This window comes from Pseudolabrys sp. Root1462 (assembly GCF_001426945.1).
In the GTDB taxonomy this organism is placed as follows: domain Bacteria; phylum Pseudomonadota; class Alphaproteobacteria; order Rhizobiales; family Xanthobacteraceae; genus Pseudolabrys.
In genome coordinates this window covers 1,477,061-1,492,067 of the sequence record NZ_LMFS01000001.1, presented here as the reverse complement: position 1 = coordinate 1,492,067, position 15,007 = coordinate 1,477,061, and the positions used below count along the sequence as shown (strand labels likewise).

The following is a 15,007-nucleotide window of genomic DNA, read 5'->3' as shown; positions in this document are numbered from 1 at the left end:
TGCGTTCAACTTTCAGAAAACAGAGAAGTGAAATGCCAAACGTGTATCGCCGTGCCGTCCGCGCTGACGCTGTCGCTTTGTACGCCCTAGCTTTGGCGGCAGCGCTCGCCTTCCCCGCCCACTCCGCTTTCGCCGCCTCGGCGAAGACGACGCACGCACGCCATGTTGCAGCGGCCAAGGCACATGCCGAAGCCCCCGCCGAAGGGGTTGCCTGCACCAAGTCCGGTTGCAAGCCGATGCCTTCTTCCTGCCATGCTGCGCCGCAAGCGGGTACGGAGCCGGGCTACTCGATCATCGCTTGCCCGTGAGGCGATCTGACATCGTGCAACTGACATCCTGATGACAACCATGCTGGTGGCGCGCCCGGTCGGGCGCGCCATTCGGCTTTCGCCGGGCTTTGACCTTTCCGGGCAGTGACGGCACCGTGATCGCCGGACCAGCCGGCTCCGCCTAAACTGAAGGGCGGGTGCGGCCACGTTTGGCGCCCGCCGGATGCCCCGTCGAACCTTCAAGGACCCGCTCATGCCTCTTCGTCGCCCCAGCCTTGTCTGCCTTGTCGTCGCCCTCGCAACGTTGCCGTGGGCCGCCGCCGCGCAAACCGGGCCAGCGCCGCGCACCAAGCCCAACCTCGAACGCCGCCCCGACGCCGCCCAGCAGTACCGCCCCGGCGACATCGTCTGCACCAAAGCGGGTTGCCGGACGCTGCCGCCGAATTGCCACGCTGTGAACGAAGAGACTTGGGAAGGTCCGACCGGCTACGCCATTATCGTCTGCCCGTAGGGCCCGCACCGGCCCCCGCGCCATCCATCCACAGGGTGGCTCCGCTATCCACAGACGCCGTTCAGGCCATCCGTCCAATCGCAATGCCCGACCACGAAATCCGGATCCGCATGGTGCCCAGTTTGGCGGAGATTCCCGCCGCCGAATGGGATGCTTGCGCTGGGCAATTGGGAAAGCGCGCGAAGACCCTGTCCACAACTCCACAGGTCGCGGCGGAGGACTTGTCCACAGCCGCGGCGCCACAGCCGCTTGTCCACAGATCGCTTGAGGATAACCCCGCACTTAATGTGGAATGTGAGGAAGACTTGTCCCCCGAGTTATCGACACGAGGATTTGTCGACAACCCATTCGTTTCTCACGATTTTCTTTTCTCTCTTGAACAGGCGCATTGCGTCGGCGGCCGGACCGGCTGGCAGCCGCGCTACCTGCTGGCCGAGACCGCCCAGGGCCGCCTGCTGGGCGCCGCGCCCTGCTACGTGAAGAGCCACTCACGTGGTGAGTACGTATTCGACCATGGCTGGGCCGACGCTTTCGAGCGAGCCGGCGGCGACTACTACCCCAAGCTTCAGGTCTCGGTGCCGTTTACGCCGGTGACAGGCCCTCGCCTGCTTGCGCGGCCCGGACCGCAGGCCGCCGGCATTCGCGATGCGCTGGCCGAAGCGCTGGCCAAGCTGACCGATGCCAACGACCTGTCCTCGGCGCATGTGACCTTCCTCACCGAGCCGGAATGGCGCCTTCTCGGTGAGCGCGGCTTCCTGCAGCGCACCGACCAGCAATTCCATTTTGAGAACCCGGGCTACGCGACCTTCGACGACTTCCTCAGCGCTCTCTCCTCCCGCAAGCGCAAGACCATCCGCCGCGAGCGCAAGGAGGCATTGAGCCCCGGCATCGAGATCGACTGCCTCACCGGCTCCGACCTTACCGAGGATGCGTGGGATGCCTTCTTCGCCTTCTACATGGATACCGGCTCGCGCAAATGGGGCAGTCCCTATCTGACGCGCGAATTCTTTTCGCTGATAGGCGAACGCATGGCCGACCGTATCGTCCTGGTCATGGCCCGGCGCGCCGGACGGTGGATCGCCGGAGCCATCAACTTCCTCGGACATGACACGCTGTACGGTCGCAACTGGGGCGCCATCGAGCACCACCCGTTCCTGCATTTCGAGGTCTGCTACTACCAGGCCATCGACTACGCTATCCGCCACAAGCTGCGCTGGGTCGAGGCCGGCGCCCAGGGCGAACACAAGCTGGCGCGGGGCTACCTGCCGCACCTCACCTACTCGGCGCATTACATTTCCAACCCGGGCCTGCGCCGCGCCATTGCCGACTATCTCGAGCGCGAGCGGGCCTATGTGGAGGCGGCATCGGAAGAGCTTGCGGCGGCCGCGCCGTTCCGCAAGGATTTGGCCGAGCAGGAATAGACAACGACGTCATTCCGGGGTGCGCCGCAGGCGTGAATCCTGAATCCAGCAGCAAGCTCTGCGAAAGCCTCTGGATTCCGGGCCCCGAATGACATCAACAACCGGGGACGCGCCGATGCCGAGCTACGATCCGAACAACATCTTCGCCAAGATCCTGCGCGGCGAGTTGCCCTGCTACAAAGTCTACGAGGACGACAAGGCGCTGGCTTTCCTCGACATCATGCCGCGCGCGCCCGGCCATACCCTGGTGCTGCCGAAAGCGCCGGCCCGCAACCTGATCGACTGCCCGGCCGAAGACCTCGCCCACATCGCCAAGGTCGCGCAGAAGATCGCGCAGGCAGCGATGACCACGCTCGGCGCCGACGGCGTCACCGTCCAGCAGTTCAACGAGAGCGCCGGCGGCCAAGTGGTGTTTCACCTCCATGTCCACGTCATCCCGCGCAAGGCCGGCGTGCCGATGAAGCCGCCCGCCGCCGAAAAGGAAAAACCCGAAGCGCTCGAGGCGATGGCCAGGAAGCTTGCCGCGGCGCTGACCTGACGCCTCAGGCTGCGTACCACGCCGCGCCGGCGAACAACGCCACCTCGCCCGCCAGCACGCCGACAAACACTGAGCGCTTCGCCGCCATGAAGGCGGCAAAGGCGATGACCGCCGCGCCGATCCGCACCGGCGTCGGCACGCCGGCGAGTTCGCCGGACGAGAACAGGATCAGCTTGGCGATGACGCCGGCCAGCAGCGCGATCGCCACCACTCGCGACCAGACGACCAGTTCGGACTCCTCGTTGAGGCCGCGCGCCATGACGAGGCCGACGAGACGCCAGACCTCGTTCGGCAGGAAGCCGACCAGGATCAGCACGAAATAAGGACCGAGCGAAACCATCGCCTCTTTCACGACGCGCTCCTGCGGTAGCGGCCATAGGCGTAGGCGATGCTGCCGCCGATCACGCCGGTCCAGAGCAGATCGAGGCCGACCTGCCAGTAGGCGAGCAGCGGCCCGAGGATGAGGCCGAGCACCAGCGCGATCTTCTCGATCACCTGCCGCGCATTGTTGACGGTGGACAGGAAGAACGACAGCGGCGTGAGAAACAGCAGAATGCTGGCGAGCAGCGGCGGCAGTCCGGCCGCGAGAAAATAGCCGACGTAACCGGCGACGACGGCGGTGCCCATGTAGCCGGACGACAGTCCGTTGCAGTAGGCGATGCGGTGTTCGCGCGCGACGTACGGCAGCAGGCGCAGCGATTCAATCCACATGCTGATCGAGGTGAAGTGCGTCGGCAGCAGCATCTCGGGCAGCCGCGTGCCCGGCTTGCGCATCATCGGCAGCAGCGCCACGACCATCGGAAACAGCCGCATCGCGCTCAAGGTCACCGCAATCGCCACCTCGATCAGCGAGCCGCCGGTGCCGACCGCGGAGATGATGATCAACTGCGCCGGGCCGGCCCACACGATGATGGTCGAGGCCATCATCCAGACCGAAGACAAGCCGACGTCATGGGCCAGCGCGCCAAGACCGATGTAGGTGCCAATGAGGACGACGACGTAAACCGACGTCATTGCCGAGCGGGCGCCGGCGAAAAAGGCGGCGGCGGAGGATGCGTAGATCTTCGGGTCGCCGGATAGGGCCTGCATGCGCGAAGCAAGCTGTCTCACATGCGGTCTGCGCAGGCAACGCTCCCTGCCCGCTTCCGCTGCATGCGGCCTCTGCAAAATGAAAAGGCCGGGCACAAAAAAAAGCCGGGCACTTGGCCCGGCTTTCATATTGCATTGCGACGAAGCGCTTAGGCCTTTAGCAGCGGCACCTTCGGCACCGAGCCCTTGCCGCCATTGCCGTCGCCCTTGTTGTCCCCCTTGGGCTTGTTCGACCGCGGCTTCGGTGAAGCGCGGCGTTTGGCCTTCGGCTTGTCCGCCGGCAGCTTCTCCGGCTTCGGCGTCACCGGGCCGTCGAGGAACTCGAAGCCGAGCTTGTCGCGACCGTTCTCGTCCTTCTCGACGACGACGCGGACATGCCCGCCGTTCTTCAGATGGCCGAACAGCACCTCGTCGGCCAGGGGCTTCTTGATGTGCTCCTGGATGACGCGGGCCATCGGGCGAGCGCCCATCAGTTCGTCGTAGCCATTGGCAATCAGCCAGCGCGAGGCTTCTTCCGACAGCTCGATGGTGACGTTGCGGTCGCCGAGCTGCGCCTCGAGCTGAAGCACGAACTTCTCGACCACCTGCGAGATCACCGCCTGCGGCAAATGGCCGAAGGTGATGGTGGCGTCGAGGCGGTTGCGGAATTCCGGCGTGAACAGCCGGTTGATCGCGTCCTGGTCCTCGCCTTCCCGCTTGGTGCGGGTGAAGCCATAGGCCGCCTTGGCCATGTCGGACGCACCAGCATTGGTCGTCATGATCAGGATGACGTTGCGGAAGTCGACCTGCTTGCCGTTGTGGTCCGTGAGCTTGCCATGGTCCATGACCTGCAGCAGCACGTTGAACAGGTCCGGATGCGCCTTCTCGATTTCGTCGAGCAGCAGCACCGAATGCGGGTGCTGGTCGACGCCGTCGGTGAGCAAGCCGCCCTGGTCGAAGCCGACATAGCCCGGAGGCGCACCGATCAAACGGGAGATCGTGTGCCGCTCCATGTACTCCGACATGTCGAAGCGGATCAGCTCGACCCCGAGCGACGCCGCAAGCTGCTTGGCGACTTCAGTCTTGCCGACGCCGGTCGGACCCGAGAACAGATAGCAGCCGATCGGCTTCTCCGGTTCGCGCAGGCCCGCGCGGGCCAGCTTGATCGAAGCCGACAGCGCTTCGATCGCCTTGTCCTGACCATAGACCACGGTCTTGAGCGTCTGCTCGAGATGGCGCAGCACCTCGGCATCGTCCTTCGACACGGTCTTGGGCGGGATACGGGCCATGGTCGAAATCGTGGTCTCGATTTCCTTGACGCCGATCGTCTTCTTGCGCCGGTTCTCGGGCAGCAGCATCTGGGCCGCGCCGGATTCGTCGATCACGTCGATCGCCTTGTCCGGCAGTTTGCGGTCGTGGATGTAGCGCGACGACAGTTCCACCGCCGCCTTGATGGCGTCGTTGGTGTACTTGAGCTTGTGGTACTCCTCGAAATACGGCTTGAGGCCCTTGAGGATCTCGATCGCATCCGGCACCGACGGCTCATTGACGTCGATCTTCTGGAAACGACGCACCAAGGCGCGATCCTTCTCGAAGTACTGGCGATACTCCTTGTAGGTAGTCGAGCCGATGCAGCGGATCGTGCCGGATGACAAAGCCGGCTTGAGCAGGTTCGACGCGTCCATCGCGCCGCCGGAGGTGGCGCCGGCGCCGATCACGGTGTGGATCTCGTCGATGAACATGATCGCGCCCGGATAGGCCTCAATCTCCTTGATGACCTGCTTGAGACGCTCTTCGAAATCGCCGCGGTAGCGCGTGCCGGCGAGCAGCGTGCCCATGTCCAGCGCAAACACCGTCGCGCCCTTGAGCACATCCGGCACTTCGCCATGGATGATGCGGCGGGCGAGACCTTCGGCGATCGCCGTCTTGCCGACGCCGGCTTCACCGACGAACAGCGGATTGTTTTTCGACCGGCGGCACAAAACCTGGATGGTGCGGCTGATCTCACTGTCGCGGCCGATCAGCGGATCGATCTTGCCGTCCTTGGCCTTCTTGTTGAGGTTGACGCAGTAAGCCTCGAGCGCATCGCCCTTTTTCTTGGGTTCGTCGCTATTGCCGCTCTTGGCGTCGGCCTCCTCGTCGGCGCCGCGCACCGGCCGCTGCTCGGTGAGACCGGGCCGCTTGGCGATGCCATGGCTGATGTAGTTGACGGCGTCGTAGCGCGTCATGTCCTGCTCTTGCAGGAAATAGGCGGCGTGGCTCTCGCGCTCGGCGAAGATCGCGACCAGCACATTGGCGCCGGTCACTTCCTCACGGCCGGACGACTGCACGTGGATGACGGCGCGCTGGATGACGCGCTGGAAGCCGGCGGTCGGCTTACTGTCTTCGCTGCCGTCCGTGATCAGGTTCTCGAGTTCCGACTCGAGATAAGCCACCAGGCTGCGGCGCAGTTTCTCGAGATCGACGTTGCACGCCCGCATCACGGCGGAAGCGTCCTGATCGTCGATCATCGCCAGCAGTAGATGTTCCAGTGTGGCGTATTCGTGATGCCGCTCATTCGCGAGCGCGAGCGCTCGATGAAGCGATTGTTCCAGGCTGCGGGAGAATGTCGGCATTCCGTGTTCCAGTCCCAGTTATCGAAAAGTTCCGGTCGAAGCGTCCCCCACCCCGAATCTACTTTTTTTCCATCACACACTGCAAAGGATGCTGATGTTTTCGCGCGAAGTCCATGACTTGTGTGACCTTGGTTTCGGCCACTTCATAGGTATAGACGCCGCATTCGCCCATGCCGTGGTGATGCACATGCAACATGATGCGCGTCGCCGCGTCGTGATCCTTGCTGAAGAATCGTTCCAGCACGTGCACCACGAACTCCATCGGCGTGTAGTCGTCGTTCAATATAAGCACGCGATACAGGTTTGGCCGCTTGGTCTGCGGCTTGGTCTTGGTGATGACCGCCACATTCGGCTCGCCCGGCGTCGGCGGGTTGGCCCGTTTACGGTCGTCATCAGCCATCCGCACCGGAGCCATGGGCACCGGCGAATTGGCGCCCAGGCGCGATCGCGCGGCCACGTACCGGCCCGGCGCGGCCGGCGCGGGCGAATGGAATGCAGGGGTCGTCGTCTTGGTCATGGTTGGTCGAAAGTCGTTCAAATCAGGCAAGTTGGACGCCGAGAGCCGAGGTCGCAGAAACCACAAGCTCCGAACGCCATCTCAAGCGTTGCATCCCCGAGGCCCCGCCGTCACCCCATCGGATCGGTTATTCACCATCATAAGGACGTCGGCGCCATCCTTCCAAGCGGCTCGGTCGCCCTCAGGCCGCCGCCACGCCTGCGGCGTTTTCACGCGATATCGGACGGCTTAGGCCTCAGATAGCCACTGACGCCCGGTTCACAAGTCGCATTCGCGCCAAAACGTCGGCCGCCGGGGAGCCGGCCGTGGTCCAGGCGGCACCGCTGTCCCGAAGACGGCGGCCGGAATCACCCGCGCCGGCGAGCAGTCAGGGGCCGCGGCTGGTGCCGAGAGGCTCCCGACTGGGGGCCACAACCGGGCGTTAAGGATGTCGCCTAAGAACTATTCGGCATTCGCGCGGTGAAAAGCAGACGTCGTTTACCACCCAAGCCATTGAGCGGACGTCATTTGCGGCGACGGGCGGCATCAAAGCCTTAGCGGCCGCCCCCGGATTTCCGGCGCGCCATACACCCCTGATTTAATGACGTTGGGTATGAAGGCTGACGGTAACTGCACCGTCGGTGGCATCATGACAGGTTATTGGCACGCTCTTACCAGCATTTTCTTCCGCAACCTGACGCGCTTTGCGCGCGAGCGCGGTGGCAATGTCGCCATCACCTTCGCCTTCGCCACGCTCCCGATCATCGGCTCCGTCGGCGCCGCCGTTGACTACAGCCACGCCAACAACGTGAAGGCGGCGCTGCAGGCCGCGCTCGATTCCACGGCGCTCATGCTGGCACGCGACGCCGCCGACCTGAGCGCGTCCGACCTCAACACCAAGGCGCTGAATTATTTCAAGGCGATGTTCGACCGGCCGGAGGCCCAGAACGTCACGGTGAACGCCACCTACACGATCAGCGGCGGCTCGAAGGTTGTCGTCAATGGTTCGGCAGCGGTGCCGACCACGTTCCTCGGCATCATGGGCTACAACAACATTACGGTAGCGGGATCGTCCACGACCGCCTGGGGCACCACGCGGCTGCGCGTCGCGCTCGTGCTCGACAATACGGGTTCGATGGCGTCCGACGGCAAGATGACCGCGCTGAAGTCGGCGACCAAGGATCTGCTGACCCAGCTCAAGAACGCCGCCTCGGTCAACGGCGACGTTTACGTCTCGATCATTCCTTTCGCCAAGGACGTGAATATCGGCGCCGCCAACTACAATGCGAACTACATCGACTGGACCGATTGGAATAACGACAATCAATCCTGCAGCAACGGCGGCGGCTGGGGCGGCTGGGGCGGCAACGGCTGGGGTTGGGGCGGCTGGGGCTGGGGCGGTGGTGGCGGTGGCAGCGGCTGCTCGGCGTCGAATCATAATACCTGGAACGGCTGCGTGACCGATCGCGGCCCGTCGAATGCGCCCGGAAATTCGACCTGGGATCAGGTCGTGACCGCGCCGGACGGCACAACGAATTCGAAGTGGCCTGCGGAACAATACGACGCCTGCCCGGCGGCGATGATGGGGCTCACTTACAACTGGACCAACCTCAACAGCCTGGTCGATCAGATGCAGCCCAACGGCTCCACCAACCAGCCGATCGGTCTGGTCTGGGGCTGGCAATCACTCGTCGGCGGCGGGCCGCTGTCGGCGCCGGCGAAGGATTCCAACTACAACTATTCCGACATCATCATCCTGATGTCGGATGGTCTGAACACCCAGGACCGCTGGTATGGCAACGGCTCGAATATCAGCACCGCGGTCGACAACCGGATGTATCAGACCGGCAACGGCACCGGTACCTGCGCCAATATCAAGACGTCCGGCGTGACCATCTACACCATCCAGGTCAACACCAGCGGCGATCCGACCTCGGCACTGCTGCAGAACTGCGCCGGCACGAAGGACAAGAACTACGATCCCTCGAAGTTCTTCATGGTCACCAGCGCCAGCGGGATCGGCACTGTGTTCAATCAGATCGGCACCAGCCTTACCCAGCTGCGCGTCGCCAGATAACATCGCCACGTTCGGCCCAGTCGAGGTCGGCGTCGCGACAAAAAAATAGCCCGGCTCAACTGCCGGGCTGGTCATTCCGAAACCTACTCTTCCGTTTCGTCCTCTAACGCGACGTTACGGTACGCTACGCTTACAAAACTCAGCGCAGGCCTGTTACTTGGCCTTCACCATCATGCTTTCGAACGGCTTGTAGGTTTCCTTGGCGAGAGCCGAATACATTTCACCGAGCTTGTTCGTTTCGGCAAGCAGGGCTTCGTAAGCGGTCTTCGCATATTCGGTCTGGACTTCGATCGCCTTCTCGAACGACTTGGCGCCGAACAGTTTTTCCATCAGCGCGGTGCTTTCTTCGAAGGACTTCTTCGAATAGTCCGCGAGTTCGGCAGCGATCGCCTGGGCGCTCTTCGACACGTTGCTCACCGACTTCATCGCGAGGTCGATGTTCTCTTTGCTGGCTTGCTGGAATTCCTCAAAGTTCTTGACCATGGTAATTCCTTTCCCGGCCGCCTAGGCGGCATTGCATCACCCGGATATGACCCGGCTTGAAGCTTATTTTTAGTGCACTGCACAAAAAAGTCAACATGAATGCTGCAGCGCGGAATTTACCATAAAATCAGAGGCATAGATTAGGATTTTGGTAACCGAGTTTCCCTAGCGTCGAATCCTCTGGTGCACAGACAGCGCTATAAATTGGCCACGATGGGGACTTAGGGCCGTCGTGTTTTTCGATGGGTTGGAGGTTTGATGTCGGGGCGCGAAAGCCATGTCCAACCCTTGGTTCGCTGGGGCTCGCTTGGGCTGGCCGTGCTGGTCGCGATCGCCGCGATGACCGGCGACGCCGACGCGCGCTCCCGCCGCGGGCGTCACCACAAAGCTGCAGCCGTCAGCGCCTACAACCCACCGACCGCCTCCATCGTCATCGACGGCAACTCGGGCAAGGTGCTGCAGGCGAGCAACGCCGACGCACCGCGTCACCCCGCCTCCCTGACCAAGATGATGACGCTTTACCTGCTGTTCGAGCGCCTCGACTCCGGCAAGGTGAAGCTCAACAGCGAAATGCCGGTCTCGGCCCACGCCGCCGCGCAGGCGCCGTCGAAGATGGGCCTCAAGCCGGGCGAAACCATTCAGGTCGAAAGCGCGATCAAGTCGATCGTCACGAAATCAGCCAACGACGTCGCCGTCGTCATCGGCGAATATCTTGGCGGCGACGAGCCAAGCTTCGCCCGCATGATGACGGCCAAGGCGCGCATGCTGGGCATGACGCAGACCACCTACCGGAACGCCTCGGGACTGCCGAATGACGAGCAGGTCACCACGGCGCGCGATCAGGCCCTGCTCGGCCGCGCTTTGCAGGATCGGTTCCCCAACTACTTCGGTTATTTCTCGACGCGCTCGTTCGTCTTTCACGGCCGCACCGTGCGGGGCCACAACCGGCTGCTCGGCAGTGTCGACGGCGTCGACGGCATCAAGACTGGCTACATCCGCGCCTCCGGCTTCAACATCGTCACCTCGGTCAATCGCGACAACCGCCACATCGTCGCTGTCGTGTTCGGTGGCCGCACCGCGCGAGCCCGCGATGGCCTCGTGCGCAACCTGATCGACGACACGATCAAGGTCGCCTCCGTCCGCCGCACCGCGCCGCCGGTCGGCGAAGGCACCGTGGTCGCCGAGACCAAACTGCCCGCGAGACCACCGGCACCTGCGGCCGATCCGCGCGAGCAGCAGACCACCACCGCCACCGTCGACGCACCGGAGCTGGGTTCCACCGATCCGATCAAGCCGAATGCGGTCAAGACGCTGCTCGTGCGTCCGGGCAAGACCCAAGTCGCCTCGCTGTCCGAATTGCCGCCGAGCAGCCGCAAGATGATGCCGCCGGCGCATACCGCGAGCGTCAGCCTGATCGCGACGGTGAAGAGCGATCTGCCGCCGCCGCCTCCGGGCGCCGCCCCTGGCGTGCTTGGCGTCCTGCCGGCCAAGGCCGAGGGCAGCACCAGGGTTGCCTCCGCAGGCGCGACCGTCCCGGTCGCCGCCGTATCGACGCCAGAGCCCCCGGCAGCTCAGGCGATGAAGGGACACACGGGCTGGATGATCCAAGTCGGCGCGTTCCCGGAAGAGAAGGCGGCCAAGGAGCGGCTGTCGGCGGCGCAGACCAAGGCCAAGCAGCAGCTCGGCGAAGCTGCCCCGTTTACCGAGAAGGTCGCCAAGGGCGAGCGCTCGCTCTATCGCGCGCGCTTTGCCGGGCTCGACAAGCCGCAAGCGGAAGCCGCCTGCAAGCATCTTAAGCAAAGCGAAATTCCCTGCATGCTAATCCGCAACTGATTGCGGACGCCGCCCGGTCCGGTCACGTGACGGGCGGCTGAAAAAACGAGCGAAACGCTCGACGTGACAGGGATGCGTTGGACAACAGGAGCCGCCGGTGGCGTTGCGTTCTGGAGTTCATCAGCGATGTTGGCGAAGCAGCTTTTCCTTGGCCTCGTTAATCCGGGCCGCGAGATACGTCGATCCCCCCTGATCGGGATGGAATTTCTTCATGAGCGCCCGATGGGCGCGCGTGATGTCGCGCTCGCTCGCCCCTCGCTGCAGGCCAAGGATCTGATAGGCCTCCTCTTCCGTCATTTTGGCGCTGCCCGGCGCAGCCCGCCCCGCTGCCGCGTCACCTTGCGCGTGTTCACGCCAGCCGGCGTCCCGGCGGTCAAGATACGGCACCAGTAGCGAACGGGTTTCGTCGTCGGCCTCGCGCAGCAGCGCGATCAGCGCATCTATATCGAGATCGTCGAGCGCACGCCCGACGAACTGTCCGGCCAGCACCTGCCCGCGCATCGCGCCGCTGTCGTGATCGAGCGTCATTTCAACGAAGGCGGTGCGCACGCGCGATACCTGCCCGCCGGATTTGCGCGTCCGCGACGAGAAGCCAGCCGGACCGAATGGCAGCCAGCCGAGCAGCCCGAGGCCGAACATGCCGAGCGGGATCGCGACATAGAGTTCGCCGCGCAGGCCGAGGAAGGCCGCCAGGCCGATGGCGATAATGCCGCCGCCGGCCTTGAGCACGCGGGCGCCGACCTTGGGATCGATGCGCGAGATGACGCCGACGACCCATATCGCCGCGACCAGGATGAGAACGCCGAAGATCAGTGTCGGCATCGCTCAGCCGCGCAACTGGGCGAGCAGCAGCCGCGCACCGCTCGATTGATTGTTGGAAAGCGCGGCCAGCGCCTTGAGTCCCCCGGCGGCGTAGGCGGCCACCGCGCGCAACAATTCGGCGAGCTGATGCGCGGCACCGGTGTCGAAGCGGCAATAGGCGCCGCGCGACAGTCGCGCGATCTCGCGATAGGCCTTCTCGGCGACGGGGTCGGCGCCCTCCTGGAACATGAAGACGGGAACGCCGAGCAGGCCGAGTTCGCCGGCGCTGGCCGCAAGATCGTCGATCGGCTCTTCCATGGCGTCGCCGACGAAGACCAGCGCCTGCACCGCCTGCCCCTTGTGCTCCTTGCGAACGTGGCCGAGCACCTTGCCGATCTGGGTATGGCCGCCGCGGCAGTCGATGCGGCCCATCAGGTCGGCGAGCTTGCCGGCGTCGGCAACCCAGGACGACGCGCGGCATTCATTGGTGCCGCGGAAATACATGAGCTGAATGTCGAGGCCGCCGATCTGCGCCGCCTCGCGGAACATGTCGCCCGTCAGTTTCTGCGCCGTGTCCCAGGTCGGCTGCCGGCTCATGGTGGCGTCGAGCGCGAAAACCAGGCGGCCCCGCTTGCCGGCGGTCACGGCCGGGCCAAGCGATTTGACCCGATCGAGAAAGGCGTCGATCTCGTCGCGCGATGATTTCGCGGGCGCCTGGTCGGCGCCCTTGCGGGTCGGCGTGGTCATGGCGCAGAGTTTACACTGATTTGAGCCATGCCGCTTACGTGGCAACGCCGCAGCCGCGAGGCAAGGCAATTCTGATGCGGCAATCAGGCCAGCAGGTCGTGGACCTGGAGCGGCTGATCCATGACCGAATACCACTCGGCCCGGGCGGCAGCGCGGCGGCGGCCGTTTTCCGACACCGGCAGGCGCAGCGCATTGAGCAGCGCGATGACTTCCTCACGCGCGGTCAGATGCGACATGTTCGGGCGCATGCCGAGGGTCTGCTCGTCGAGATCGTCGAAGGCGGTGAGGCCGCGCGGGAAGAACTCGCGATAGACCACGCGCTCGGCAAAGCCATCCACCGCGCGGAAACCCATGCGCTTGGCGAGTTCCTGGATGCCCTCGCCGACCAGCTTCTTGTTGCGCGAGCCGAGCGCCGACAGGCGGTTGCGCACGACGATCCAGTCGGTGAGCTTGCCGTCCACCAGACGGCGCTGACGGCGCGCCTCGCGCACCATCTCGGCGTAATGACTTTCGCCGGTCACGGTGAAATTGGTCTGGTCGATCTTCGCCAGCACGTCGAAATCGACGAACGAGTCATTGAGGGGCGTCACCAGCGTGTCGGCCATCGAATGCGCGAGGCGCATCAGATAGGTGTCGTTGCCGGGCGTGTCGATGACGACGACGTCGTGGGTATGTTCGATGGCGCCGATGGCGCGGGAGAAGCCGGTGAATTCCGCCGCTTCATTGGCCTCAACCAGCGGACCGTCGGCGCGCGGCACGCAATAATGCGTCGGCAGCTCGAGCTTGATCTGCGCACGCTCGGCCCAGGCGCGGCGATTCTGGATGTAGTGCGTGAAGCTCTGCTGGCGCGAGTCGAGATCGATGGTCGCGACCTTCTGCCCGGCCTTCATCAGAGCGACGGCGATATGCAGCGCGGTCGTGGATTTGCCCGAACCGCCCTTCTCGTTACCGAGAACGACGACGTGAGCGGATTGTGGGCTCTGCGAGATCGGCTGGACCAACATGACGCGTCCTTGGAATGTCAGCAATTCTCGATTAACTGCCGGGCTTTAGTCAAGTTTTGCGCAATTTAACTATTAATCCGCGCCCGGCTTCCGACGCTTCAGTGCTTTCGTGACGCCGAATTGACGGCCATCCGCCGACAAGGCCATAAAGTTTCCGCCGCCGCCGGGACCATTAAGCATGACCAACCGCCCTCAAGTTCTCCGCACCGTCGCCGCCTTGCGCCGGGCCATGACGCCTTACCGCAAGGCTGGCCGCGGCATCGCACTGGTTCCAACCATGGGCGCCCTGCATGCCGGCCACCTCAAGCTGGTGGCGGAGGCCAGAAAGCGCGCCCGCCGCGTCGTGGTCTCGATCTTCGTTAACCCAACCCAGTTCGCACCGACCGAGGATTTCGGCAGCTATCCACGGACTTTTGACGCCGACATGAAGGCGCTGACGGCGCTCAAGGTCGATGCGGTGTGGGCACCGACGGTGGCCGAGATGTATCCGGAGGGCTTCGCCACCCGCGTGGCACCGGAAGGCGCGGCACTCGCCGGCCTGGAGGACAAGTTCCGCCCGCATTTCTTCGGCGGCGTCGCTACCGTCGTGTCGAAGCTGTTCACCCAGGTTCAACCGGACTTCGCCCTGTTCGGGCAGAAGGACTATCAGCAGCTCCGCGTCGTCACGCAGATGGCCAAGGATCTCGATCTGCCGCTCAAGGTGATCGGCATCCCGACCGTGCGCGAGAAGGACGGCCTCGCACTATCGTCGCGCAACGTCTACTTGTCGCAGGCCGAACGCGCCGTGGCGCCGACGCTGCATCGCGTCCTCAAGACGAGCGCCCAGCGCATCAAGCGCGGCGAGCCGATCGAGATGGTGATGGAGGAAGGCGCCAGCGACATCCGCCATGCCGGCTTCACGCTCGATTATCTCGAAGCGCGCCACGCGCTGAGCCTTAAGCCGGTCGCGTCGGTGAAGGATGGCCCGATCCGGCTGCTGGTGGCAGCGAAGATCGGCAAGACCAGGCTCATCGATAATCTGGCGGTGTAAGCGGCGCTGTCGTCCCGGGCGAGCGTGGGGAGCCCCGGATCCAAGCCACCGCGCTATCGAGAGCGCACGGCGTACGGGCCCCCGCCTTGGACGACAAAAGCTTCAATTTTCAAA

14 protein-coding genes are annotated in these 15,007 nt (G+C 64.1%); 6 read left to right on the top strand and 8 right to left on the bottom strand.

Annotation, left to right across the window (positions count from 1 at the left end):
- Nucleotides 1–522: 522 nt before the first annotated feature.
- The 3 genes from ASD45_RS07255 (at nt 523) to ASD45_RS07245 (ending at nt 2,739) form a co-directional block, all read left to right on the top strand.
- Nucleotides 523–780, top strand: coding sequence for a hypothetical protein (locus ASD45_RS07255; RefSeq protein ID WP_156380741.1), 258 nt, complete (start codon nt 523–525; stop codon nt 778–780).
- A gap of 83 nt (nt 781–863) precedes the next feature.
- Complete coding sequence (locus ASD45_RS07250) at nt 864–2,201, top strand: GNAT family N-acetyltransferase (protein ID WP_056910869.1); 1,338 nt, start codon at nt 864–866, stop codon at nt 2,199–2,201.
- Nucleotides 2,202–2,316: 115 nt separating this feature from the next.
- Nucleotides 2,317–2,739 (top strand): HIT family protein, encoded by a 423-nt coding sequence (locus ASD45_RS07245; protein WP_056910868.1) that lies wholly within the window; start codon nt 2,317–2,319, stop codon nt 2,737–2,739.
- A 4-nt stretch (nt 2,740–2,743) separates the two neighbouring features.
- On the opposite strand, the gene ASD45_RS07240 is transcribed toward ASD45_RS07245, so the two are convergent.
- From ASD45_RS07240 to clpS, 4 genes are all read right to left on the bottom strand, one after another.
- Nucleotides 2,744–3,091, bottom strand: a complete 348-nt coding sequence (locus ASD45_RS07240) for an AzlD domain-containing protein (protein ID WP_348271217.1) — start codon at nt 3,089–3,091, stop codon at nt 2,744–2,746.
- Nucleotides 3,088–3,828, bottom strand: a complete 741-nt coding sequence (locus ASD45_RS07235) for an AzlC family ABC transporter permease (protein WP_056910867.1) — start codon at nt 3,826–3,828, stop codon at nt 3,088–3,090. The genes ASD45_RS07240 and ASD45_RS07235 overlap by 4 nt, the downstream gene beginning before the upstream one ends.
- A 149-nt stretch (nt 3,829–3,977) precedes the next feature.
- The gene (clpA, locus tag ASD45_RS07230; protein ID WP_056910866.1) at nt 3,978–6,422 is read right to left on the bottom strand and encodes an ATP-dependent Clp protease ATP-binding subunit ClpA; all 2,445 of its coding nucleotides are present in this window, start codon (nt 6,420–6,422) and stop codon (nt 3,978–3,980) included.
- Nucleotides 6,423–6,480: 58 nt separating this feature from the next.
- Complete coding sequence (gene clpS / locus ASD45_RS07225; protein WP_056912643.1) at nt 6,481–6,822, bottom strand: ATP-dependent Clp protease adapter ClpS; 342 nt, start codon at nt 6,820–6,822, stop codon at nt 6,481–6,483.
- Nucleotides 6,823–7,531: 709 nt separating this feature from the next.
- Between clpS and ASD45_RS07220 the strand changes: the two genes are divergently transcribed.
- The gene (locus ASD45_RS07220; protein ID WP_056910865.1) at nt 7,532–8,995 is read left to right on the top strand and encodes a TadE/TadG family type IV pilus assembly protein; all 1,464 of its coding nucleotides are present in this window, start codon (nt 7,532–7,534) and stop codon (nt 8,993–8,995) included.
- A gap of 153 nt (nt 8,996–9,148) precedes the next feature.
- On the opposite strand, the gene ASD45_RS07215 is transcribed toward ASD45_RS07220, so the two are convergent.
- Entirely contained in the window at nt 9,149–9,478 is a 330-nt protein-coding gene (locus tag ASD45_RS07215; protein WP_056910864.1) for a phasin family protein, read from the bottom strand.
- Between the two features lie 258 nt (nt 9,479–9,736).
- On the opposite strand from ASD45_RS07215, the gene ASD45_RS07210 reads away from it, so the two are divergent.
- Nucleotides 9,737–11,311, top strand: coding sequence for a D-alanyl-D-alanine carboxypeptidase (locus ASD45_RS07210; protein ID WP_056910863.1), 1,575 nt, complete (start codon nt 9,737–9,739; stop codon nt 11,309–11,311).
- A gap of 120 nt (nt 11,312–11,431) precedes the next feature.
- Here ASD45_RS07210 and ASD45_RS07205 read toward each other — a convergent pair whose 3' ends face one another.
- From ASD45_RS07205 to ASD45_RS07195, 3 genes are all read right to left on the bottom strand, one after another.
- Entirely contained in the window at nt 11,432–12,133 is a 702-nt protein-coding gene (locus ASD45_RS07205) for a DnaJ domain-containing protein (protein ID WP_056910862.1), read from the bottom strand.
- 3 nt (nt 12,134–12,136) lie between these two features.
- Nucleotides 12,137–12,859, bottom strand: coding sequence for a hypothetical protein (locus tag ASD45_RS07200; protein WP_056910861.1), 723 nt, complete (start codon nt 12,857–12,859; stop codon nt 12,137–12,139).
- Nucleotides 12,860–12,942: 83 nt separating this feature from the next.
- Nucleotides 12,943–13,863: a division plane positioning ATPase MipZ gene (locus tag ASD45_RS07195; RefSeq protein ID WP_056910860.1), complete on the bottom strand. Its 921-nt coding sequence runs from the start codon at nt 13,861–13,863 to the stop codon at nt 12,943–12,945.
- Between the two features lie 178 nt (nt 13,864–14,041).
- On the opposite strand from ASD45_RS07195, the gene panC reads away from it, so the two are divergent.
- A complete protein-coding gene (panC, locus tag ASD45_RS07190; protein ID WP_056910859.1) occupies nt 14,042–14,893 on the top strand; it encodes a pantoate--beta-alanine ligase in 852 nt (283 codons plus the stop codon).
- Nucleotides 14,894–15,007: the final 114 nt, after the last annotated feature.

Bases quoted from the DNA above. Each gene is read 5' to 3' on its own strand.
- ASD45_RS07205 (WP_056910862.1), bottom strand. From the start codon at position 12,133: ATGCCGACACTGATCTTCGGCGTTCTCATCCTGGTCGCGGCGATATGG.
- ASD45_RS07245 (WP_056910868.1), top strand. From the start codon at position 2,317: ATGCCGAGCTACGATCCGAACAACATCTTCGCCAAGATCCTGCGCGGC.
- clpS (WP_056912643.1), bottom strand. From the start codon at position 6,822: ATGGCTGATGACGACCGTAAACGGGCCAACCCGCCGACGCCGGGCGAG.
- clpA (WP_056910866.1), bottom strand. From the start codon at position 6,422: ATGCCGACATTCTCCCGCAGCCTGGAACAATCGCTTCATCGAGCGCTC.
- ASD45_RS07220 (WP_056910865.1), top strand. From the start codon at position 7,532: ATGAAGGCTGACGGTAACTGCACCGTCGGTGGCATCATGACAGGTTAT.
- panC (WP_056910859.1), top strand. From the start codon at position 14,042: ATGACCAACCGCCCTCAAGTTCTCCGCACCGTCGCCGCCTTGCGCCGG.
- ASD45_RS07210 (WP_056910863.1), top strand. From the start codon at position 9,737: ATGTCGGGGCGCGAAAGCCATGTCCAACCCTTGGTTCGCTGGGGCTCG.
- ASD45_RS07200 (WP_056910861.1), bottom strand. From the start codon at position 12,859: ATGACCACGCCGACCCGCAAGGGCGCCGACCAGGCGCCCGCGAAATCA.
- ASD45_RS07235 (WP_056910867.1), bottom strand. From the start codon at position 3,828: ATGCAGGCCCTATCCGGCGACCCGAAGATCTACGCATCCTCCGCCGCC.
- ASD45_RS07195 (WP_056910860.1), bottom strand. From the start codon at position 13,863: ATGTTGGTCCAGCCGATCTCGCAGAGCCCACAATCCGCTCACGTCGTC.
- ASD45_RS07250 (WP_056910869.1), top strand. From the start codon at position 864: ATGCCCGACCACGAAATCCGGATCCGCATGGTGCCCAGTTTGGCGGAG.
- ASD45_RS07215 (WP_056910864.1), bottom strand. From the start codon at position 9,478: ATGGTCAAGAACTTTGAGGAATTCCAGCAAGCCAGCAAAGAGAACATC.
- ASD45_RS07255 (WP_156380741.1), top strand. From the start codon at position 523: ATGCCTCTTCGTCGCCCCAGCCTTGTCTGCCTTGTCGTCGCCCTCGCA.